Raw genomic sequence first — 21132 nt, forward strand, 5'->3', positions numbered from 1 at the left:
CGCCGCCCGCACCCGTCGCTGCTGCGCCGCCTCCTGTCGCGCCGCCGCGTCCGGGCGGACCACCGGCTGCCGCGGCGCCTCCGCGTCCGACCGCGGCGCCCGTGCCCGCGACGACGCGCTCGGTGCCTCCGCCCGCGGCGGCTTTCCGTGCGAGCGAACGCCCGCCGGCCCCGCAAGCGGCGGACACGGCGGAGCTCGATCGACTCCGCGCGGAGCTCGCGCGTAGCAAGGACGAGCTCACGCGGAGCAAGGACGAGCTCACGAAGAGCCGTGACGAGCTCGCGCAGAGCAAGGACGAGCTCGCGCAGAGCAAGGACGAGCTCGCGCGTAGCAAGGACGAGCTCGCGCAGAGCAAGGACGAGCTCACGAAGAGCCGTGACGAGCTCACGCGCAGCAAGGACGAGCTCACGCAGGCAAAGGACGAGCTCACGCGCGCGAAGGGCGAGTCCGCGCGCAGCGACGGTGATCTCCCGCGGTTCCAGCAAGAGATCGCGTCGCTCCAGGCCGAGCTCGCGCAGACGCGGGACGAGAGCGCGCGTCTCGATCAGGAGCTTCACGCCTCACGAGCCAACGTGTCGCGGCTCGAAGTCGATCTCGCCAAGGCGAGCGAAGGATCCGCTGACGTCGTGCGGCTCAAGCGTGAGGCCGAGGAGCTGAAGGCAAAGCTCTCCGCGGCCATCGCGGCGACGGCGGCCATGCAAGGCGGAGGCGGTTTGACGGGCACAGCGGCGCTCACCGCCACCTCCCGCCTCGGCGGCGCGTCGAGCCGCGAGTTCCTCGACCTGCGCGAGGCCCTGAACAAGAAGGACAAGGAGATCCTCGCCCTGCGCGGAGAGCTCTCGCAGCGCGACAAGGAGATCATCGAGCTGCGCGATCAAGCGCTCGTCCTGGAGCGCGAGAAGGCCGATCAGCTCGATCGGATGATCGAGTTCGAGGGCTCGCGCGAGCAGAACGACGCCGAGCTGCAGAAGCTGCGCGGCGATCGCGAGGCCCTCGAGCAACGCGTGACGAACTTCCAGCTCTTGCTCGAGCGCGTCGAGGAGAAGCTCGCGACGCGTGACGCAGAGCTCGCGGCGGCGCGGCTCGATCGAGAGGCCGCGATCGCGATGCGGGAGGAGCAGCTCCGGACGTCGAGCGAGGCGCTCACGCAAGCCGTCGCCGACGCGGAGGCGCGGACGCGCACGAGCGAGGCCGAGCGGCTCGGCAAGGAGCACGCGGAGGCGATCACGAGGCTCGGCGAGGAGCACGCGGCCGCGATCACGAAGCTCGGTGAGGAGCACGCGGCCGCGAGCAAGAAGCTCGGCGAGGAGCACGCCGAGGCGATCGCGAAGCTGCGCGACGCGCACGCGGCCGAGATCGGCGAGCTCAACGCGGAGCACGGCGCCGAGCTCGGCAAGGCGCGCGAGGAGCACGCGGCGGAGATCACGAAGCTCCGCGAGGAGCACGCGGCGGCGATCGATGCGCTGCGCACGGCAGGCGCGAACGAGGCCGAGCGCGCGAGGGAAGAAGAGATCTCGAAGCTCCGCGAGGAGCATGCGGCCGCGCTCTCGCGGATCGAAGCGGAGCACGCGAAGGCCCTCGAAGCGGCGAGCGCGGACAAGGCGCAGGCGATCGAGGAAGCCAAGGCGATCGCGATCGAGGAAGCGAACCGCGCGGCAGGCGAGCGGCTCGCGGCGCGCGAGCAGGAGCTGAAGGACGAGCACGCGCGCGCCGTGTCCGAGCTCGAAGCGCGTCACGCCGCGGCGATCACGAGCGCCGAGGAGGCCACGCGGAAGGCAGTCGCGGAGCAGGAGGAGCGAGCGCGCGCGAGCGAGGCGGCGCGCGCCGCGGAGATCGAGGAAGAGCGCGAGGTCCGGAAGCGCGCGCTCGCCGAGCAGGAGACGACCTCGCGCGCCGCCGCGGCCGAGCTCGAAGCGCGCATCACCGCGTTCGGGGCCGAGCTCGACGAGGCCCGCGGCGCGATCGAGGCGGCGCGTCGGGACGAGGGCGGGGTCCGCGCGGATCTCGCGGCGCGCGTGGCCGACGTCGCGCGGCTCGAAGAGGAGCTCAAGAAGCGCGAGGAGGAGCGCGACGCGCTCGCCGCGGAGAAGGCGGCGCTCGTGGCCGACGCGGTGAACGCCGCCTCGCGCCTCACGCGCGTCCGGGCGCGATGGGACGAGGACAAGCTCGCGCTCGAACGCGCGCGCGAGTCGCTGATGCAAGCCGTGCAGCGAATCCAGGAAGTCGAGTCGCGGCCGATCGACGCGGAGTGAGCCGAGCGGCCGCGCGGCCGCTCAGCTCGATTTCGCGCGGAACGCCTCCGGCAGCAGGGCCGCGAGCGATGTCATCTTCGTGAGCCCGTCCTGACCGGCGACACACATCTGGATGCGCAGATCGTCCGCGAACTCGGCGAGCGTCTGCCGGCACATCCCGCACGGCGCGCCGATCGGCGGGCTATCCACGCCCGGCCCGAGCTTCGACGTCCCCGGCGTCACGACCACGAGCGCGATCGGATCCCGCTCGCCCGCGGCCACCATCTGCACGATCGCCGATCGCTCCGCGCAGATCGAGAGCCCGTACGACGCGTTCTCCACGTTGCAACCGGCGAAGACCCGACCCGACGCGGTGAGCAGCGCGGCGCCGACCTGGTAGGCCGAGTACGGCGCGTGCGCGCGTGCTTGCACGTCGATCGCCGCGCGCGCGAGCGCCGTCCAATCGATGTTCATCTGCGGATCGGTCAAGCCGCTCCTCCTCGCCAGCTCCCGCCCCCGGTGATCGCCGCGCCGACCTTCTTCACCCAGGTCGAGAGCACCGCCGTGAATCGCTCGCGCGACTGGTTCGCGGTCGCCTCGACCTCGGCGTGATCGAGCGGCGTCGGGCTCAGGCCCGCGGCGAGGTTCGTGATGCACGACATCGCCCCGCAGCGCACGCCCATGTGCCGGAGCGCGATCACCTCGTGCACCGTGCTCATCCCGACCGCGTCGGCGCCGAGCGTCCGCAGCATCGCGATCTCGGCGGGCGTCTCGTACGACGGACCGAGCAGCCCCGCGTACACGCCCTCGTGGATCGACACGCCCGCGTCCGAGGCCGCCTCGCGCGCGAGCGCGGCGATCCGCCGATCGTAGGCGTGCGTCATGTCCGGGAAGCGCGGGCCGAGGCCGGCTTCGTTCGGCCCGACGAGCGGGTTTTGTCCTGTCATGTTCAGGTGATCACGGATGAGCATCAGGTCCCCGGGCTGGAACGTGGGCCTCGTGCCGCCGGCGGCGTTCGTCAAGAGCGTCGCGCGACACCCGAGCCGCGCGAGCAGCCGCGCGCCGAACACCGCGCGCTCGGGCGTGTGGCCCTCGTAGAGGTGCACGCGACCTTGCAGACAGGCGACGGGCACCCCGTCCGCGAGGCCGATCCAGAGCTTGCCCGCGTGCCCGACGACGGTCGACACGGGCATGAACGGGATGTCGCTATAGGGGAGCACCACGTGCTCTTCAAGGCGCTCGGCCCACGCGCCGAGCCCCGAACCGAGCACCACGCCGACCACCGGGGTGAGCGGGCTCTTCGAACGGATGACGGCGACGGCCTCGTCGAGGTGGGAGATCAGGCTCATTTCCCGGAGGTTAGTACAGGCGGACGGGGCGGGTAAACGTTTGCCCGTGCCCGCCGGGCTGTCCGTCCTGGTCTTCGTCGCTTCGAGAAGGGTGCAGGGCTTGGGCGTCCGTGATAGGGTGCGCGCCCTCCTGCGTCGTTGAGGGGCTAAAGCGCCAAACCTCGCGCGTAGCCCGCTCCTCCAGAAGCTTCCAAGGTGAATCCGATGAGCACGTTCGAAGAGTTCCTCAAGGCCAAGTCGATCGACCCGCGCAGGATCATCGCGGCGTCCCAGAAGATCGAGAAGCTGCGCCCCGAGGATCGGGCGATCCGTTTGACCAAGCGCCTCGCCCGCAAGAGCGAAGACGGCGCGAAGAAGAAGGAAGGGCTCAAGAAGCCCCGCAGCGGCCGCCCGGTGACGGACCGCGCGATCGCGTCGGCGCTCGCGGGCAAGTCCATCAGCGGCCCGGTCAAGACGCGCGTGCTGCGCGCGGTCAACCACATCCTCGAGCAGAAGAAGCAGGAGAAGGTCGACCTCAAGGCGCTCTTCCCCGGCGAGAAGAAGGCCTCGGCGGCCTGAGTGACGAGGCGGGGGTGAGGCTTCGGAGACGAAGCTTCACCCCCGAATCTTTTTCGAAGGGTGTGTCGCGGACGGCGCTCGGGCCGTCCGTTACAGATCGCCCAGGCGTCGGCGGGCGGACTTGCGCGACGAGATGTCGAGCAGGTCGGCGGCGACGAGGGCGACGGTCAATCCCACGGCGATGTAGAGCATGCGCCGACGTTGGGGCCGGCCGCGGGAAATGGACAAATTTCGTGCAAACAGGCGAGCGGGTGAATGCGGCCCCGCCGCCGTGCAACGGAGCCGTTCGTGTACCCCGTGGCGCTGCCGCGCGCGATCTCCTCGCTGGTCTCGGCGCGGCGCGTCGTCCCCACCGCGTCGTTTTTCGCATGGCCGAGCGCGAGCCTGGCCACTCGGGCGTTCGTGGACCCCGTCGACGTAGACGAGCTCGTCCGGCTCGCCCGGAGCGGTGACAGGGGTGCCTTTTCGGCGCTCTACCGGATGCACCGGGAGGCCGTCGCGCGGCTCGTGTTCCGCATGCTGGGCCGAGCGAGCGACATCGAGGACGTGGTGCAGGAGGTCTTCCTCCAGGTGCACAGGAGCCTCGGCGACTTCCGCGGACAGTCGAAGTTCTCGACCTGGATCCACCGCATCACGGTGAACGTGGTGCTCATGATCCGCAGGGCCGAGCGCAGTCGGCCGGTGTTCGCCGACGAGCCACTCGCGACCGAGCACGAGAGGGACGCAGGCCTCTTGCCCGACGAGGAGGCGACGCTTCGGCGTCGGCTCGCCGCGTTCAAGCGGCTGCTCGATCGGATCTCCGAGAAGAAACGTACGGTGTACGTGCTGCACGACATCGAAGGATTGGCGCCGGCGGAGATCGCGACGATCGTGGATGCGCCCGTGCTGACCGTCCGAACGAGGCTGTTTTACGCGCGGCGCGAGCTCGCCGAGCTCATGCGAGAGGAGCCTGCGCTCGCGCAGCTCGTGGATGAAATGCCAGGCCTCGGGGCGCAGCTCGGCGTCTCGGAGCGGAGCCCTCGATCGGCGGCGGCGCCACGCGAGGAAGGCCGGCACGCGCCGGCGGAGGGGAAAACCACGTGAGCGACCACGACCCCAGCACGCGCGCCCTCGAGGTGATGCGCGGCGCGCTCGCCGACGAGATGCCGCCCGAGCTGCCCTGGGACGCCATCGAGCAGAAGCTCGAGGAGCGCATCGATCAGGACGAGCAAGCGCGCGCAGCGCGAGCGCTCCCCCGCATCGGGCGAGGCGCGCGGATCGGCCTCGCGCTCGCCGCAGCCGCCGCAGCCGTGATCGCCGTCGCGAGCTTCGGCGCACGATCGAAGCACGACGCGCCCGCAGGGTTCGCCGTGAGGTGGCGCGCGCCCGAGACGATCGCGTTCCTCCCAGGCAGCGAGTCCGAGCGAGATCTCTCGCTCCTTCGGCCCGGCGACGGCGTCGAGGCCGGCGAGGCACCACTCACGCTCGTGCAACGTGGCATCGTCCGCGTCACGCTCGCACCCGGCGCACGCGCCACCGTCGTCGCCGCAGCCTTCGCGTCCGGTGACGCGCTCGTCCTCGGCCTCGAACGAGGCTCGCTGCGCGCCGACGTGACACCAAGAAAGACCACCGAAGGCCTCGTCGAGACCTTCGCCGTCGACGTCGGCCGCACACGCGTCGCCGCACACGGCACGGCATTCACCGTCGTCCGCGGCACCGACGACGTCCTCGTGGATCTCGAGCACGGCGCCGTCGCCGTGGGCCCCGCAGGTCGCCCCGGCGTCACCACCGGTCGCCTCCTCGTCGGCCGCGCGCGCGCCTCCTTCTCGCTCGACGGCGGCGAGGTCGCCCGCATGCTCGCCGTAGAAGACGCACCGCCCGCGCCGCCCGCGCCCATCGAGCCCACACCTCCGCCGAAGCCCACGATCGCGCCGCCGCCCCCAAGCGTCGCCGAACGCCCGCTGCCGCACGTCCCCGATCGTCCCGACGCACCCCCCGCGCCACCTCCGCCGGTGGAAGCGCCCTCCGTCGCGCCCGAAGCGCCGCCCGCACCGAAGCCCGCGCCCGTCCTCACGCGCGCCTCCGTGCACGCAGGCCTCTCAGGCTGCTTCGAGACGCACTACCGCGGCGGCGACCCTTCCGTTCGTCTCTCCGTCACAGCCACGGTGACCCTCTCGCTCGACCCGGAAGGCGCCGTCTCCTCCGTGCGCTTCGACCCGCCCCTCGAACCCCAGTTCATGCAGTGCGTCTTCAACTCGCTGCGCCCAGGCAAGTTCGTCGGGACGAACGGGCCCGTCTCCGTGCCCTTCAATCTCGGTCAGTGAACGAGGCGCCGCGCCGGGGCTCTGCCCCGGGCCCCGCGGGGGCTATCCGCCCCTCGACCCGGACCAGGGCCAGCCCTGGACCTCTGGGCATCGACTGCGCGAAGCGCAGTCGATGCGGGGAGAGATTTTTAAGCTGTCCGCCCCCTATCTGCAGGGCCAGCCCTGGACCTTTCGTGGAAGAACTGCGCTGCGCGCAGTTCTTCCAACAGGCCGTTGGTACAGCGTTGCCAGCTGAACCGTCAGCGCGGCTGTCTTGGTTGGCAGAGTCGCCTGTGGTCTTGACCTGGTGTTCGATGAACTGCGCATCGCGCAGTTCATCGACCCCGAGTCCAGCGCTTGCGCTGGTCCAGGTCCAGGAGCGGACAGCTCCTGGTGGGGCCTGGGGCAAAGCCCCAGCGAGGCGCCTTCGCGTAAGGTTTGTCCCTGCTCAGCGGATCGACGGCGGCGCGCCTGTGAGCAACTGCATCAGCGCGTGCGTCTCGCGTGCGCCCATCAGACCGAACTGTACGCCCATTCCGTCGGGCTCGGTCCAGCGCACGGTCGACTTCACCATCACCTCTTGCTTCACGCCTGGGAGCTGCATGAAGAGGTTCACGCTTGCGTTGAAGGGGGCGGGCTTGTCGGTGACGATGAACATGCCGCCGATGCTGAGATCGCGTGAGAAGGCATCGACGCGCGGGCCGTCCCCCACCTGGAACGCGACTGCCAATCGAACGACCCTTCGCGTGTGTCTTCGCTTCTCCGACAACACTTTCTCTCCTCGTGCCGCGACGGCGTCCTACAATAAACGGTCGGAGGTCGGAGCGCGGTGGCAAAAAACGAGGTGCGCGTCGCCGGGGGGTTCGGCCGGCATTTCGAGGGCTGGCAGCCGGGCCTCGTCGCCGTCTTCCTTGCTGGCAGCGCCGCCCTCCTCGCCGTCCCTCGGTCGGTCCCGCCTGCGGACCTGCCCCTGCCGCTCGTCGAGCCTGCCAAGCTCGCCGCGCTTGCGGCGAACGATGATGCCCGTGCTCGCGCTGCGGAGACGAAACCCCTCGACGCGGACGTCCGCGCGCTCGGCTCGCTCCTCCGTGCGTTCGGCCGGGCTGACGCGCGCGGCGACGACGCCATGCTTGCCGAGCTGCGCCGCCAGATGGGCCCTGCTGCCGCCCGCGCCCTCGCGCAGGGGGACGACGCCGTCCTCGCCTTGCGCGCCTTCCAGCTCCGCTCCTTCCTGCGCGAGGTGCGCCGCTTCGTCTTGACCGGCGAATCCTCGGACGAGCTCGTCGAGCTCGGCGGACCCTTCGCCGACGTCCTCGCGCGGAACGGCTGGTGCGAGGGAAACGCGCCGTGCGCCATGCACATGGACGAGCAGGCGCTCCGCGCTTCCTTCAAGCGCCGGTGGAACGAGATCAGCGGCCTCTCGGGCAGCGCGTTTGCCCTTGGCGTCGATGAAGAGCGCGCGCTCTTCGGGTTCCTCCTCGCGCACCCGCCACGCCCGAGCTTGGGCCTCCGCGAAGGCCGCGGCGCGCAGGATCCGGCGGCCTTCCTGCTCCGCAAGATCGATGAGCTCTCGGCCCTCGATCCCTCGTACCCGCGTGAGCTCGCGCGCGGCATCGTGCGGTATCGCAAGGGCGAGTTCGGCCGCGCGGCCGAGCATTTCGCGATGCACCTCGAGCTCTCGCCCGACGGACCGTACACGCTCCGCGCGCAGAACCACCTGCGTGCTGCGCTCGAACGCTCGCTCGACGACGCTCCGTAGCCGCTCGATTTCTGTCCCTACGCCCCTTGCGGTACGAACTGCCTGGCAACACGTCGTGCCGTGATGTTCCGCCGCACGGTTGATGCCATTCCGTCCTCCGGGACGCCTCGCTCGCTCGACACGACGCGGCTCCCGCTCCCTCAACCCATGGTTGCTTGCGAGCCTCCATCAAGCGGGGTCGTGGCCGTGGAGCCCACGCTCGCCTTGCCTCGCGACGTCGATCCGAACGCGGTCCTCGCGCTCGACATGACGCCCGAGGCGCGCGACTTCTTTGCCTCCGCGCTTCGTGCGCTCGACGCGTCCGACGTTCCTTTCCTCGTCGGCGGCGCCTATGCGCTCGCGCACCACGCTGGCATGCGGCGACGCACCCGTGACCTCGACGTCTTCGTTCGCCGCCGCGACGTCGGCGCGGCTCTCCTCGTCCTCGAACACGCGGGCTATCCGACTTGCATCGCGTTCCCGCACTGGCTCGCGAAGGCGTTTGCGGGCGGCGAGCACGTCGACGTCATCTGGAGCTCGGGCAATGGCCTCGCCGAGGTCGACGATCTCTGGTTCGAGCACGCGGGCCGCGGCGAGGTCTTTGGCGTCGAGGTGGGCCTCTGCCCGGCCGAGGAGACCATCTTCGCCAAGGCCTTCATCCAGGAGCGCGAGCGGTACGACGGGGCGGACGTGGCCCATGTGCTGCGCGCGTGCGGAGAGGAGCTCGACTGGCCTCGGATCGTCGCGCGCTTCGGCGAGCACTGGCGGGTGCTCTTGAGCCACCTCATCCTCTTCGGCTTCATCTATCCGGCGGAGCAGCGCCGCATCCCGCCGTGGGTCATGCGCGAGCTCGTCGCGCGGCTCGAAGCCGAGAATGCGTCGCCGCCCGAGGGGGGTCGCCTTTGCCGGGGCACGCTCCTCTCGCGCGCGCAGTACCTCGCTGACGTGAGCGAGGGCTGGGACGACGCGCGCCTCTGGCCCGCGGGCAGCATGACGGCGGAGGAGATCGCGCGCTGGACGGCGGCGATCGACCAGCCGCCCCCGCACCCCTGACCCTCGATCCCGCGAGAGCACGACTTCGGTTGGCGTGTTTCGAACGATCCGCCAACTGTGTTGTCAAAATTTCCGTGTGACTGAATAAATCCACTAAAAATCAAGAAAATCGGGTCGGCATCCCTTTTGCGAAGAGGGTGGACGGCGCTGCTGATGAGGCAGCCACCCAAGGCACCTCGCAAATCAGAAAGGGAGCCCCATGAACCGCCGTCCTCTTCGTCCAGGCCTTCCGGGCGTCTTCGCTGCCACCTCCGCTGTCGTCTTCCCCGGCCTCACCGGCCTCATGGCCATGGGGTGCCTCGATCGGCCCATCGACGTCGTCGAGCCGCGCAGCACGCAGACCATCGTCGAGGTCGTCCCGCACAGCGGCGTCGACAAGATCGACCTCATCCTCGGCATCGACAACTCGGCGTCCATGGCCGACAAGCAGGAGATCCTCGCCCAGGCCGTGCCCGACCTCGTCGAGAGCCTCGTCAACCCGCCGTGCATCGACGAAGAGGGCAAGCCGATCGAGCCCGCCAAGCAGCCCAAGGGCCCCAAAGAGGACTGCCCCCTCAACTCGCGCCGTGAGTTCGAGCCCGTGCTCGACATCCACATCGGCATCGTCTCGTCGAGCCTCGGCGGTCACGGCGGCTCGGTTTGTCCCGACTTGCAGACCGAACCGAACTGCAACGACGCGAAGGTCTCCAAGAACGATCGCGGTCACCTCGTCTCGCGCGCCGATGCCTGCGTCGCCGGCGAGGTTGTCCCGACGTACGCCAACAAGGGCTTCCTCGCGTGGGATCCCGAGCAGAAGCTGAACCCGCCGGGCGAGGCGAGCCTCGGCACGCTCGACGGCGCCGTGCCCGGCCTCGTGCCCGCGCTCGCCGACATGGTCAACGGCACCGGCCAGGTCGGCTGCGGCTACGAGTCGCAGCTCGAGAGCATCTACCGCTTCCTCGTCGACCCCGATCCCTACGACACCATCGACGCCTCGTCCGGCAACGTGAAGGTGACCGGCACGGACGACGACCTGCTCACGCAGCGCAAGGACTTCCTCCGCCCCGACTCGCTCGTGGCGATCCTGATGCTGAGCGACGAGAACGACTGCTCGATCCGGGAGACCGGCTTCTACTACCGCGCCTCGCACTCCGACGCGCTGCCGCGCCCGCGCGCCGAGTGCGCGATCGATCCGAACGACAAATGCTGCTCCTCCTGCGGCCTGCCCACCCCCGAGGGCTGCCCCCCGGATCCGGGATGCTTCAACGCTGCTGGAGAGCTCATGCTGCTGACCAAGGCCGAGGATGCCGTCAACCTGCGTTGCTTCGACCAGAAGCGCCGCTTCGGCGTGAACTTCCTCTACCCGACGGACCGCTACGTGAAGGCCTTCTCGAGCCCCGAGATCACGACGCGCAGCGGTGAGATCGTGGAGAACCCGCTCTTCCCGAAGGCGAACCCCGCCGAGGGCGTGCCCGTCGTGCGCACGCCGGACCTCGTCTTCCTCGCCGGCATCGTCGGCGTGCCGTGGCAGGACATCGCTCGGGATCCGAAGGACCTGAAGAAGGGGACCAAGAGCGCGCGCGAGATGGGGGACGGGACCTGGGACCTCATCCTCGGCGATCCCGCGGAGGGCGTCCTGCCGAAGGATCCGCTCATGGTCGAGTCGCCCGACCCGCGCCACGGCACGCACCCGATCACGGGCGAGCAAACCGACATGACCCCGGACTCGCCGCTCGGGAACTCCATCAACGGGCACGAGTACGACACGCTCGGCGACGACCTCCAGTACGCGTGCATCTTCGAGCTGCCGCAGGCGACCGATTGCGTGAACGATCCGCAGTGCTCCGAGTGCCGCGACGGCACCGCGAACAACCCGCTCTGCGATCCGGCCGCCCCCACGATGCAGGTCCGCGCCAAGGGCTACCCCGGCCTGCGCCAGCTCAGCGTGCTCCGCGGCCTCGGCGAGCAGGGCATCGTGGGCTCGGTTTGTCCGAGCCAGGTCACGGATCGCACCTTGGCCGACTACGGCTACCGCCCCGCGATCGGCGCGCTCGTGGATCGGCTGAAGGAGAAGATCGGCGGCCCGTGCCTGCCGCGCACGCTCGACCGCAACGACAAGGGCGCCGTGAACTGCCTGCTCATCGAGGCGCGCCCGACCGGCGGAGCTTGCTCGTGTGACGCGGAACATGCCCGCATCCCCGTCGATCCCATCCACGCCGCCGCGATCGAGGAGGCCAAGGCGCGCTCGCCCGAGTCGGGCTGGGATTGCTTCTGCCAGATCCCGCAGCTCGAAGGCGAGGAGCTCACGGTTTGCCAGAACGACGTCTCGGACAAGCCGGTCACGGCCGCCGGCGAACCGGTGAGCGGCTTCTGTTACGTCGATGCCTCGACGGACCCGCCCGTCGGCAACCCTGCGCTGGTCGCTCGCTGCGCCGACTCCGAGCGCCGCACGATCCGCCTCGTCGGTGAGGGCGAACCCTCCAAGGGCGCCACCCTGTTCGTCACCTGCTCGGGTGACTCCTCCCCCTGAGCGGACCCGGACGCACCTTCCCGTCACTGCCCTGCGTTGACGCGCGCTCGGTCCCGGGCGACACCGGTACCGAGCAGCGCGAAACCGGAGTCTTCACCGCATGGGCACGATCATCCGCCACACCTTCCTGGACTCGAACGGCATCCGCATGCACGTGACCGATGCGGGCCGCGGATATCCGATCCTCCTCTGTCACGGCTTTCCCGAGCTCTGGTACTCCTGGCGACGCCAGATCTACGCCCTCGCCGAGGCGGGCTTCCGCGTCCTCACGCCGGACCTGCGCGGGTTTGGAGGGACGGACGCGCCCGAGGAGATCGAGAGCTACGTGATGCGCGAGCTCGTGGAAGACATCCACGGCCTCTTCGACGCGCTCGGCATCGACAAGGCGGGCGTGGTCGGGCACGACTGGGGCGGCACGCTCGCGTGGCAGTTCGCGCTCCGTCACCCCGAGCGCACCGAGCGCGTGGCGAGCCTCAACACCCCGTACATCCCGCCGGGCCCGGTGGCCCCGAGCCTCATGTTCCGCGACGCCCTCGGCCTCACGGACAAGACGTTCTACATGCGCCACTTCATGGAGCCGGGCGTCGCCGAGCGCGAGCTCGAGGCCGACGTGCGCGACACGTTCCAGAAGCTCATGCGACCGGCGAAGTACGCAGACTCCCTGGCGACGTTCATGACCGTGGGAGATGGCACCTCGCTGCTCGACAAGATCGGCCCCGGCGAGACGTTCCTCTCGAAGATCGATCTCGACACGTACGTGCGCATCTTCAAGCGCACCGGCTTCCGCGGCGGGCTGAACTGGTACCGCGCGATGGATCTCTCGTGGGAGGAGGACCGCGCGCTTTCGTCCTTCGAGATCGACATGCCCGCGATGCTCGTGGTCGCGGACAAGGATCCGGTCCTGCGGCCCGAGATGGCCGAGCTCTCCAGGCCGTACGTGAAGAACCTGCGCGTCGAGCGCATCGCGGACTGCGGCCACTGGACGCAGCAGGAGAAGCCCGGCGAGGTCGCGAACCTCCTCGTCGACTTCTTCGGCGACCTCCGCAATCCCGGGATGGAGTGATCACGCCGAGCGCGCGATCCGTCGAAATCTTTCAGCGATGCGCCACGCGATGCGCGTCGCCATCGCCATGATCGGCTCCTGCGAGTTCACGCCGATGCTCGTCGGCAAGATCGAACCGTCGGCCACGAAGAGCCCCGGCAGCTCGTAGGTCTGGCCGTCCGGATCGACGACCCCGCGCCTCGGATCGTTCGCGGCGCGCGCGCTCCCGAGCGGGTGGAACGCCATGCATTCGAGACGGCGCGCGTCGTAGTTCGATCGCTCGAGCGCGAGCGCATCATCCATCGTTCGGAGCGCGCCCGCGCCCGTCACCGACGTGTAGACCTCGCGCGCGCCTGCCGCGAGCGCCATCTCCGACACGATCGTGATCCCGCGGCGCAGCCTCGTGAGGTCCCGCGGCGCCATCGTGTACGTCAGGATCGGCTCGCGGCCCGGACCTCGGCGCACCGTGCCTCCGCCCTCGTCGTGCACCATCGCGCCGAACACCGCGAGCCTGCGGACTTCGCGCGCCATGCGTCGCAGCCGCGGGCCCACGCCCGGCATGCCCGCCGCGAGCACGTTCACCGAGCTGTACACGCCGACGAGCTTGATCCCCTCGGGCGCGAAATCGTCCGAATACACGCTCTGCATCGCGCCGTCCCAGCCGCCGATCTCCTCGTCGAACACCGCCACGCAGCGCACGGCCGGGTGCAAGGTCACGCGCCGCCCGAGCTTCTCGCTCGCCCGCCCGACGCCGCTCGCGCCGAGCAAGAGCGGCGTGTGCAGCGTCCCGCAAGCGGCCACGACGACCGGCGCGCGCACCACGAACGGGAACGAGGGCCGTCCGCCCTCGCCGCCGAGCAGCCGCCCCTCGATGCCTGCCGCGCGCCCGCCCTCGACGAGCACGCGCTGCACGAGCGCGTCCGACACGATCCGCGCTCCGTGCGCGAAGGCGCTCGGCAGGTACGAGACGTCGACCGATCGCTTCGCGCCTGCCGGACATGTAAAATTGCACCGCGCGTTGCCCTCGCACGCCTCGGCGTTGCGGCGCATGGGCTTCATCGTGATCCCGAGCTTCTCCGCGCCCTCGATGAACTTCTGCGTCGATCGCGAGCGGAGCGTGGCCGGCACCTCGCGCACGGAGAGCCTGCGCTCGACGTCCTCGTAGGCGGGCTCGAGCGCGCGCTCGGAGAGCGCGTCGAGCCCGAGATCGGCGACCCAGTGATGATGCACGTCGCTCGGGATCCGGAAGCAGACGCCGCCCGTCAGCAGCGACGAACCTCCCACGGCCCGGCCCATGGTGATCGCGATGATCGGCGTCTGCCCGATGCCGAACGCCGTCGCCATGCCCGACTCGCGGAAGAGCCTGCGCAGCGCCTCGCTCGGCCGGAACCGCTGGTAGTCCTCGGGCCGGTAATACGGCCCCTCTTCGAGCACGATCACCCGCAGGCCCGCCTCGGCGAGCAGCGTCGCGACGACCGAGCCGCCCGCGCCGGACCCGACCACCACCACGTCACACGAGGCTTCGAACGGCCCCGACAAATCGCGCCCGTGAAGGACTGGCTCGCCCGATGGAAGGTCGCTCATGACGCCCGCTCCTTCGCGATGCGGAGCTGCCTTCGTGCCGTGGTGCTCGGCCGATCGAACCCCGTCGAGGCGAGCTCCTCGCCCTCCTCGAACACGGCCACGCTCGTCGGCACCTTGAAGGCCACGAGCAGGATGGCGAAGAGGCCGAACCGGCTTCGCTCGAGCGCCTCCAGATAGCCGACCCGCCGCGCGATGGGCAGGCGGCTCATGCGGGAGAACGCGCCGATCACGAAGAGCGGCATCATCTCGAGGAGCCACGTGAGGACCGCGAAGCCGCGGCGCAGATCGCCGCTCGCGCGTCCGACGGAATGGTCGAGCCACGACGTGGCGCGCTCGCAAATGGCCGGGCTCGCCGGCACGATCGCGCCCTGTTCGTCCTCGTCCGCGTACATGGCCTCTGCGTAGGCGAAGACCACCCGACGCGCCCGGGGCGACAGGCCCTGCGCGGGCCAATCGAGCCGATCGAGCGCGACTTCGGTCCCCGACGGCTGTCCCGAAGCGACGTCCCGCATCGGGCGAAGTCTAGCACTTGTTTGAGGGAATACAGGTCGACGGCCCCGGCGAAACCATGCGGCGGGGGCACAAACGCAAAACGCCCCGGGGTTTCCCGGGGCGTTCGGCGGGGTGTACTCGCCGAGGTCAGTCGATCAGAAGACGGAGGCGCACTGCACGATGCAGCCGCCGCTGCCGCCCCAGATCTGGCTTGCGCCCCTCGGCGCGAGAATCCCACCGCAGGTCGTGACCGGCACGGCATTCGGCGGGCAGGGAGGCTCATCGTCCGGAACGCAGACGCATTCCGGCGGCGGGGCGACGAGCGACTGCACGCCCCCCGGCGCCTTGACGCTGCACTCCTCGTGGAAGCCTTCCTCGCAGGGGCCGGACGGCGGCTCCTCGACGGGCGGCTCCTCGACGGGCGGCTCCTCGGGCGGCGGCTCGCAATCGCACGGAGGCGCGACGAGGTCCGAAGAGCTACCGACGACCGTCGGGCACTCGCAAGGCTGGGCAAGCGACTGCTCACTCTGCCCGACCAGCTCCTCCTTCTCGCTGACGCTACACCCAGCGGCGAACGCGAAGAGGGAAGCCATCGCAAAGAGCCCGGTGATCGAACGAAGCGTATTCATGGGACAACTCCTACGCGCATTCTCTCGCGCGTCATGAGAACCAATCGGATACACGCTCCCCGCGCAGCAGCGTGGCGAGCCGTGAACCCGAATACCTGCGGAGCCCAATTTGGAGTTCCGCGATGACTCTCCTACTTACCAGTTCCCCTCCTGGAAGAGCAAGGACTTTCGTTTTCCAGCGTCCTCTTCCTGACGCAGGGAGCAGGAATGTGTCGCGGCTGCGCGTTCCGCACGTTTTGCCTTCCGAAAAGGGCCTGTCCGCGGGCATCATGGTGGATTTCGATCCCGTCCCCGCGGGCCCTTTGCATTTCTTCACGGACGACCCGGCGGCGTCTTCACGAAGCGCGCGCAAGCTCGGGTGACGGCCGGTTTCACGGCCCTGGTACTCTGTCATCGCCATGGCGCTCCGCGTGCTCCTCATCGACGACGACGTCCGGCTCTTCGACCTCCTGTCGAGTTATCTCGAGCAGAACGGCTTCCACGTGATCGGAGCCCCGGACGGACCCCGCGGGCTCGCCGCGCTGGAAGCCGGAACCTTCGACGTCGTGTTGCTCGACGTGATGATGCCCGGGATGGACGGGATCGAGGTCTGCCGTCGGATTCGCCAGAAAAACACGATCCCCATCCTCATGCTCACGGCGCGCGGCGACGAGACGGATCGCGTCGTCGGCCTGGAGATCGGCGCCGACGACTACGTCGCCAAGCCCTTCAGCCCGCGCGAGCTCGTCGCCCGCATCAAGGCCGTGCTGCGCAGGGCCCGCCCCGAGGCCTCCGGCGAGCGGATCGTCGCGGGCGACATCGCGATCGACGTGCCCGGCCGCGTCGTCACGCGCGAGGGCGAGCTCGTCGAGCTCACGGGCCTCGAGTTCGATCTGCTCTGCGCGCTCGCGCGCCGCCCGGGACGCGTGGTCGCCCGCGACGCGCTGCTCTCGGAGGCGGGGCGTGGAGACGTGATCGTTGGAGAACGAACGGTCGACGTGCACATCTCGCACCTCCGGCAGAAGCTCGGCGACGACCCGCGCTCGCCGAAGCTCATCAAGACGGTGCGCGGCGTGGGGTACGTATTGGCGAAAGAAAAGTCGTGAATCGATTATCGTGTTACGTGCGCGCCCGGCTGCAGCGCCGCCTCTTTTTGTGGTTCGGCGTGGCCATCCTCCTCTCGGGCGTGGCGTTCTCGATCGTGACGCTGCTCGTCTCGGCCCCGGGCGGCCCGGCCTGGGCGCGCGAGATGGGCCGCGCGCGTGTCTTCGTGGGCGCTCGCTTCGGCGAGGTGTGGAACGACGACCGCGCCCGCGACGCGCTCGCCCGCGCGATCGCACAGGACCTCGAAGTGAGCGTGATCCTGCGGGACACGAGCGGCGCCGAGCTCCAGGCGCTCGGCCACGGCTGCGGGCGGAAGGCGTGGTGGACGCTCGACGCGCCCGTCGTGCGCGAGGGCCACAGGCTCGGGGGCGTGACGATCTGCGCCGAGCGCCCGCGCGCCTTCGGCCCGCTGCGCTGGCTCGCGCCGCTCTTCGCGGCGGGCATGATCCTGTGGGCGCTCTCGGGCACGGTGGCGCGAAGGCTCTCGCGCCCGCTGGAGGAGCTTGCGCGCGTCGCGGGCGAGATCGGCCGCGGCAACTACGGCGCGCGGGCGCGGATGGGGCGGCACGTCCACGGCGAGGCGGTCGTGCTCTCGATGGCGATGAACGAGATGGCGGCGCGGATCGATCGGCAGATGAGCGATCAACGGGAGCTGCTCGCGGCGGTCTCGCACGAGCTGCGCACGCCGCTCGCGCGCATCCGCCTGCTCACGGAGCTGACGCGGGACGGGGTGAACGTGCCGAAGAACCTCGACGAGCTCGATCGCGAGATCTTCGAGATCGACGCGCTCGTCGGGGATCTGCTCGCGCAGAGCCGGCTCGATTTCACGGCGCTCGCGAAGGAGCCGCTCGATCCGGTGGAGGCGGGCCTGCGCGCGCTCGACCGCGCGGGGCTCGGCGCCGAGGCGCTCGTCGTCGAGGGGACCCCCGCGCCCGTCCTCGCCGATCCCACGCTCTTCGCGCGGGCCCTCGCGAACCTGCTCGACAATGCGAAGAAGCACGGCGGCGGCGTGGTCGCGCTGCGGATCACGGCGGCGCCGGGCGTCACCGCCTTCGAGGTCGAGGACGCGGGCCGCGGCCTCGATCCGGGCGAGGAGAAGCGGATCTTCGAGCCGTTTTACCGGCGGCCCGGCGAGAAGGCGCGGGAGCAGGGTTCGCTCGGGCTCGGGCTCTCCTTGGTCTCGCGGATCGCCGAGGCGCACGGCGGCCGCGCGCGGGCGGCGAATCGGGAGGAAGGCGGCGCGCGGATCGGGCTCGAGCTACCGACGGCGTGACGCCCAATGGCGTGACGGGTGTGCTAAGCGTGGCGCCCATGTTTTCCGTGGAGGCCATCTCGGTTCGCCCGCTGTCGGTGCCGCTGCACGATCCTTTCGTGATCGCGACGGGACGCGTGACCGTGACGCGCTCGGCGGAGGTGCGCGTCACGCTCGCGGCGGGCGGCGCGCGCGCCGAGGGGCTCGGCGAGGGCGCGGCGCTCTGGCCGGTGACGGTCGAGGATCAGCCGGACGTGCTCGCGGCGCTCGGCGCGGCAGCGGAACGTTTGTCCGGCCAGACGATTGCGCTCCCGCGGGTGGACGCGGACGTCGGGGTCTCGCTCGCGGGCCTCGCGGAGCTCGGGGCGGCGCTCGACGAGGCGCTCTCCGGGCGGCCGGTGGCGCGGGCGGCGCTGGAGACGGCGCTGCTCGACGCGTGGGCGCGGCTCCTCGGGATGCCGCTCCGGCGCCTGCTCGGCGGGGCGCGGGGCGAGGCGACGCGCGCGCTCCTGACGGACATCACGATCCCGATCGCCGAGCCCGCGCGCATGGCCGAGCTCGCCGGGGGCTGGGCGGCGCGGGGCTTTCGCCATTTCAAGGTGAAGGTCGGCAAGGACATGGATCAGGACCTCGCGGCGCTGTTCGCGATCCGGAATGCCGTCCCCGACGCGCGGTTTCGCATCGACGCGAACGCGGGCTTCTCCGCGGCGCAGGCGATCGCGATGGGCCGCGCCGTCGAGGCGAGAGGGCTCGTCGTCGAATGCTGGGAGCAGCCTTGCGCCGCGGACGATCTCGAAGGAATGGCGGAGGTGGCCGCGGCGCTCGCGTCGCCGGTGATCGCGGACGAGTCGGTGAAGACGCTCGCCGATCTCGGGCGGGTCCTCGTGGCGCGCGCCGCGGACGGCGTGAACCTCAAGCTCGTGAAATCGGGCGGTCCGCTCGGGGCGCTCGCGATCGGGCGCGCGGCGAAAGGGGCGGGCATGCCGATCATGATCGGCGGAATGGTGGAGACGCGGCTCGGCATGACGGCGGGCGCGCACGTGGCGGCGGCGCTCGGGGGCGTGGATTTCGTCGATCTGGATACGGCGTGGCTGCTCGACGGGGATCCCTACCGCGGCGGATACGAAGCGGACGGCCCGCGGTACGAGCTCCCGGCGGAGCCCGGGCTCGGCGTGACGGCTATCGTGTGATCAGGACGGGCAAACCGTCCGCGTCGTCGAGCACGCGGCCGAGGACCACGTCGCGATACCCTTCGCCCGCGCTCCTCTCCTGGGTCGCTCTTCCCCAGGCCTCGATCTCGTCGCCTTCTCGAACGCAGATCTCCGTGAGATCCACCATGATGGGCTCGGCCTGGATCCCGCGCGCGGCGAGAAATGTCGCAATGCGCGCGGCGGCCTCGGGGCCGAGGGATCCCGCCTTCTCCGTGGGCTCCGCGAGCGCAATGGCAAAACGTTCGCCGCGGATCTCCACCGATTCGGCGTCGTTCACGACGGTCATGGCGGCGGCCTCACCGTCGTCGAGGACGATATCGTCGAGGTGGCCCACGAGCCGGAACGCGAGGCAGGGTTTGCCCGAGAGTGGGGCGACGAGCGGGGGATTCGGGCCTCCCGACGCGCGCCCACGCGCCGAGGCGCGCGCTTCGCGGAGCGGCTCCACCGAGGGCGCGTCGTCCACCCGCGCGCGCCTTCGCGCGTCGACGAGCCGGAGGGCCGCGCCGATCCGATCGGTGACGCGGGTGGTGGCATAAAGCGGGAACATGAGGGCGATCCTCGCCACCACGACGAGGGGAAGCATCATGATGACGAGGGGGCCGACCGAGTTCGCGAAGGCCTTCGCGCTCGTGAATTCGATGAGGGGGGTCGGCGCAAGGACCTCGGCGAGCACCATCGCCGCCACGAGCACGAGCAGCGGGATGCGCAGGCTCGGCTTGCTCCTCCCGTTGTGCCACGCGTCGAGCTTCGCGTGGAGGCGCTCGAGGCGCGCGGCGACCCGACCGAGCACGCTCGGACGAAGGGGCGCGGGGATGGCCAGCGGCACAAGGAGGGGCGGGGGCGGGGGCTTGAAACGAACGTGGCGGTAGATGGCGAACCCGAGGGCGACGAGCCCTGCCCAGAGGCCCCAAGGGAGCGTGAGGACCAGGCACCAGATGCCGAAGAACGACACGCTCGCGAGCAGCACGAGCCCGACCCCGAGGGCGTTCTGCGGGAAGGTGGGCTCGTGGATCACCTGATCCCAGAGGAAAACCCCGTCGATCACGACCGAAACGAGGAGGCCGAGGGCCGCGGGCACGTAAAGCGCGAGCGTGCGCGTCGCGTCGCGCCACCTCTCCATTCCGGCGCGGCTGCGCAAGGTCCGGAGCGCGTCCGCGACGGGCACGATCGCGCCGCCGCAGCGCGGGCAAACCACATCCGTCGCTGGGAGGCGGAGCTTGCAACCGAGGCAGGACTTGTCGAGGTCGTTTCGCACGCGATGCGTCAGTCTACCGCCCTGAACAGGTGGAGCGCGAGGGGCGCGAACGTGCAGCGTTGGGGCAGGTTTTCGCCCCCCGCGGCGCCTTGTGGGGGCGCGCGGCGCGTGTACGCTCGTCTTGATCTCGTTCCTGGAGGCATGAATGTCCGAAGGCCCCCTCGTCTCGCCGCAGCTCGTCATTCACAGCCGCATGCTCTACACGAGCTGGATCCCCGCCGATCCCAAGGCCTGCGCGCGCCTCTTGCCCGCCACGCTGCGCCCGGCGAAGAACCACGCGATCTACATGAACCAATACGTGGTCGATTCGCCCGAGCAGACGACGGGCTTCGGCGCGTATTCGCTCACGTACCTCGGACTCGATCTCGACGGCCACGTCGCGCCCGACGGCGTGACCCCGGGCCGGTTCTTCACGCATTACCTGAACTCGTCCGAGCGCGTCCGCAGCTATGCGCGCGAGCGCGGCGTCCCCGCCTCGCCCGGCGAGACCACGCTCGAGATCGAGAACGACATCCTGACGGCCACGACGTTCGTGGACGGCGTCGCCGTGATTCGCTCCCGCGCGCGCGTGGGCAAGGAGATCGGCATGGTCGCCCGCGGCCACCTCTTTTATCTGACGCGGCTCGGTGATCGCATTCTCGGCGGGCGATATCCGTACATCGGCGACCTCGTGACCCCGTTCGAGGTGCTCTCGATCGAGATGCTGGCCCCCGATCACCCGGTGTATGCGCTGCGCCCCGCCTCGCCGCTCCACGTCGTGCCAGGCGCGTGCTTCTATTCGCCGAGCGACTCGTTCGTGTACCCCGGCGGCGAGGTGGACCTCGGCCCCGCCGGTCATTGAACGGCGGGGACCGAGGCTCGCGA

Annotated in this window: 20 protein-coding genes; 13 read left to right on the forward strand and 7 right to left on the reverse strand. The window is 70.3% G+C overall.

The genetic code is table 11. The annotated features are described in order from the left end of the window. On the forward strand, positions 1-2252 hold a 2252-nt coding region (locus QHF85_RS32380), incomplete at its 5' end, for a hypothetical protein (protein WP_281331251.1). Positions 2253-2273: 21 nt separating this feature from the next. On the opposite strand, the gene cdd is transcribed toward QHF85_RS32380, so the two are convergent. Continuing rightward, entirely contained in the window at positions 2274-2720 is a 447-nt protein-coding gene (gene cdd / locus QHF85_RS32385) for a cytidine deaminase (protein ID WP_281331252.1), read from the reverse strand. Next, positions 2717-3580 carry a purine-nucleoside phosphorylase gene (locus tag QHF85_RS32390; RefSeq protein WP_281331253.1) on the reverse strand — a complete coding sequence of 288 codons (864 nt, stop codon included), beginning with the start codon at positions 3578-3580 and terminating at the stop codon, positions 2717-2719. Before QHF85_RS32390 ends, cdd begins: the two co-directional genes overlap by 4 nt. A 204-nt stretch (positions 3581-3784) precedes the next feature. On the opposite strand from QHF85_RS32390, the gene QHF85_RS32395 reads away from it, so the two are divergent. From QHF85_RS32395 to QHF85_RS32405, 3 genes are all read left to right on the forward strand, one after another. Further along, entirely contained in the window at positions 3785-4138 is a 354-nt protein-coding gene (locus QHF85_RS32395) for a hypothetical protein (protein WP_281331254.1), read from the forward strand. A 288-nt stretch (positions 4139-4426) separates the two neighbouring features. After that, the gene (locus QHF85_RS32400) at positions 4427-5221 is read left to right on the forward strand and encodes an RNA polymerase sigma factor (protein ID WP_281331255.1); all 795 of its coding nucleotides are present in this window, start codon (positions 4427-4429) and stop codon (positions 5219-5221) included. Continuing rightward, positions 5218-6441, forward strand: a complete 1224-nt coding sequence (locus QHF85_RS32405; protein ID WP_281331256.1) for a FecR domain-containing protein — start codon at positions 5218-5220, stop codon at positions 6439-6441. Before QHF85_RS32400 ends, QHF85_RS32405 begins: the two co-directional genes overlap by 4 nt. A 427-nt stretch (positions 6442-6868) precedes the next feature. On the opposite strand, the gene QHF85_RS32410 is transcribed toward QHF85_RS32405, so the two are convergent. Continuing rightward, positions 6869-7192 carry a PilZ domain-containing protein gene (locus QHF85_RS32410; RefSeq protein WP_281331257.1) on the reverse strand — a complete coding sequence of 108 codons (324 nt, stop codon included), beginning with the start codon at positions 7190-7192 and terminating at the stop codon, positions 6869-6871. A gap of 57 nt (positions 7193-7249) precedes the next feature. Between QHF85_RS32410 and QHF85_RS32415 the strand changes: the two genes are divergently transcribed. The 4 genes from QHF85_RS32415 to QHF85_RS32430 all read left to right on the forward strand — a co-directional run bounded on the left by QHF85_RS32415 (position 7250) and on the right by QHF85_RS32430 (position 12783). Continuing rightward, positions 7250-8179: a hypothetical protein gene (locus QHF85_RS32415; protein ID WP_281331258.1), complete on the forward strand. Its 930-nt coding sequence runs from the start codon at positions 7250-7252 to the stop codon at positions 8177-8179. A 186-nt stretch (positions 8180-8365) separates the two neighbouring features. Beyond that, a complete protein-coding gene (locus tag QHF85_RS32420; RefSeq protein WP_281331259.1) occupies positions 8366-9211 on the forward strand; it encodes a nucleotidyltransferase family protein in 846 nt (281 codons plus the stop codon). A 199-nt stretch (positions 9212-9410) separates the two neighbouring features. Further along, entirely contained in the window at positions 9411-11720 is a 2310-nt protein-coding gene (locus tag QHF85_RS32425) for a hypothetical protein (RefSeq protein ID WP_281331260.1), read from the forward strand. Between the two features lie 100 nt (positions 11721-11820). Beyond that, positions 11821-12783: an alpha/beta hydrolase gene (locus tag QHF85_RS32430; RefSeq protein WP_281331261.1), complete on the forward strand. Its 963-nt coding sequence runs from the start codon at positions 11821-11823 to the stop codon at positions 12781-12783. Here the strand turns inward: QHF85_RS32430 and QHF85_RS32435 are convergent, their stop codons facing one another. From QHF85_RS32435 to QHF85_RS32445, 3 genes are all read right to left on the reverse strand, one after another. Beyond that, positions 12784-14346, reverse strand: coding sequence for a GMC family oxidoreductase (locus tag QHF85_RS32435; RefSeq protein WP_281331262.1), 1563 nt, complete (start codon positions 14344-14346; stop codon positions 12784-12786). Further along, complete coding sequence (locus QHF85_RS32440) at positions 14343-14858, reverse strand: hypothetical protein (RefSeq protein WP_281331263.1); 516 nt, start codon at positions 14856-14858, stop codon at positions 14343-14345. Before QHF85_RS32440 ends, QHF85_RS32435 begins: the two co-directional genes overlap by 4 nt. A gap of 135 nt (positions 14859-14993) precedes the next feature. Further along, on the reverse strand, positions 14994-15467 hold the full coding sequence (locus tag QHF85_RS32445) for a hypothetical protein (RefSeq protein ID WP_281331264.1): 474 nt from the start codon (positions 15465-15467) through the stop codon (positions 14994-14996). A 236-nt stretch (positions 15468-15703) separates the two neighbouring features. On the opposite strand from QHF85_RS32445, the gene QHF85_RS32450 reads away from it, so the two are divergent. From QHF85_RS32450 to QHF85_RS32465, 4 genes are read left to right on the forward strand one after another with little or no spacing between them, the layout of a single operon-like run. Further along, positions 15704-15829, forward strand: coding sequence for a hypothetical protein (locus tag QHF85_RS32450; protein WP_281331265.1), 126 nt, complete (start codon positions 15704-15706; stop codon positions 15827-15829). Positions 15830-15865: 36 nt separating this feature from the next. Beyond that, positions 15866-16552, forward strand: coding sequence for a response regulator transcription factor (locus QHF85_RS32455; RefSeq protein WP_281331266.1), 687 nt, complete (start codon positions 15866-15868; stop codon positions 16550-16552). Further along, a complete protein-coding gene (locus QHF85_RS32460) occupies positions 16549-17823 on the forward strand; it encodes a HAMP domain-containing sensor histidine kinase (RefSeq protein ID WP_281331267.1) in 1275 nt (424 codons plus the stop codon). The genes QHF85_RS32455 and QHF85_RS32460 overlap by 4 nt, the downstream gene beginning before the upstream one ends. A 38-nt stretch (positions 17824-17861) precedes the next feature. Then, positions 17862-18992, forward strand: coding sequence for a dipeptide epimerase (locus QHF85_RS32465; RefSeq protein ID WP_281331268.1), 1131 nt, complete (start codon positions 17862-17864; stop codon positions 18990-18992). Here QHF85_RS32465 and QHF85_RS32470 read toward each other — a convergent pair. Continuing rightward, positions 18982-20268, reverse strand: a complete 1287-nt coding sequence (locus tag QHF85_RS32470; protein WP_281331269.1) for a hypothetical protein — start codon at positions 20266-20268, stop codon at positions 18982-18984. The two genes, QHF85_RS32465 and QHF85_RS32470, sit on opposite strands and share 11 nt — an antisense overlap. A 145-nt stretch (positions 20269-20413) precedes the next feature. Here QHF85_RS32470 and QHF85_RS32475 point away from each other — a divergent pair, with 145 nt between their 5' ends. Beyond that, complete coding sequence (locus QHF85_RS32475; RefSeq protein WP_281331270.1) at positions 20414-21109, forward strand: hypothetical protein; 696 nt, start codon at positions 20414-20416, stop codon at positions 21107-21109. The last annotated feature ends 23 nt before the right edge of the window (positions 21110-21132 follow it).

The sequence above is a fragment of the Polyangium sp. 6x1 genome (assembly GCF_029946515.1).
Taxonomy (GTDB): Bacteria; Myxococcota_A; Polyangia; order Polyangiales; family Polyangiaceae; genus Polyangium.

Bases quoted from the DNA above. Each gene is read 5' to 3' on its own strand.
- QHF85_RS32465 (WP_281331268.1), top strand. From the start codon at position 17,862: ATGTTTTCCGTGGAGGCCATCTCGGTTCGCCCGCTGTCGGTGCCGCTG.
- QHF85_RS32435 (WP_281331262.1), bottom strand. From the start codon at position 14,346: ATGAGCGACCTTCCATCGGGCGAGCCAGTCCTTCACGGGCGCGATTTG.
- QHF85_RS32475 (WP_281331270.1), top strand. From the start codon at position 20,414: ATGTCCGAAGGCCCCCTCGTCTCGCCGCAGCTCGTCATTCACAGCCGC.
- QHF85_RS32425 (WP_281331260.1), top strand. From the start codon at position 9,411: ATGAACCGCCGTCCTCTTCGTCCAGGCCTTCCGGGCGTCTTCGCTGCC.
- QHF85_RS32430 (WP_281331261.1), top strand. From the start codon at position 11,821: ATGGGCACGATCATCCGCCACACCTTCCTGGACTCGAACGGCATCCGC.
- QHF85_RS32395 (WP_281331254.1), top strand. From the start codon at position 3,785: ATGAGCACGTTCGAAGAGTTCCTCAAGGCCAAGTCGATCGACCCGCGC.
- QHF85_RS32445 (WP_281331264.1), bottom strand. From the start codon at position 15,467: ATGAATACGCTTCGTTCGATCACCGGGCTCTTTGCGATGGCTTCCCTC.
- QHF85_RS32455 (WP_281331266.1), top strand. From the start codon at position 15,866: ATGGCGCTCCGCGTGCTCCTCATCGACGACGACGTCCGGCTCTTCGAC.
- QHF85_RS32440 (WP_281331263.1), bottom strand. From the start codon at position 14,858: ATGCGGGACGTCGCTTCGGGACAGCCGTCGGGGACCGAAGTCGCGCTC.
- QHF85_RS32390 (WP_281331253.1), bottom strand. From the start codon at position 3,580: ATGAGCCTGATCTCCCACCTCGACGAGGCCGTCGCCGTCATCCGTTCG.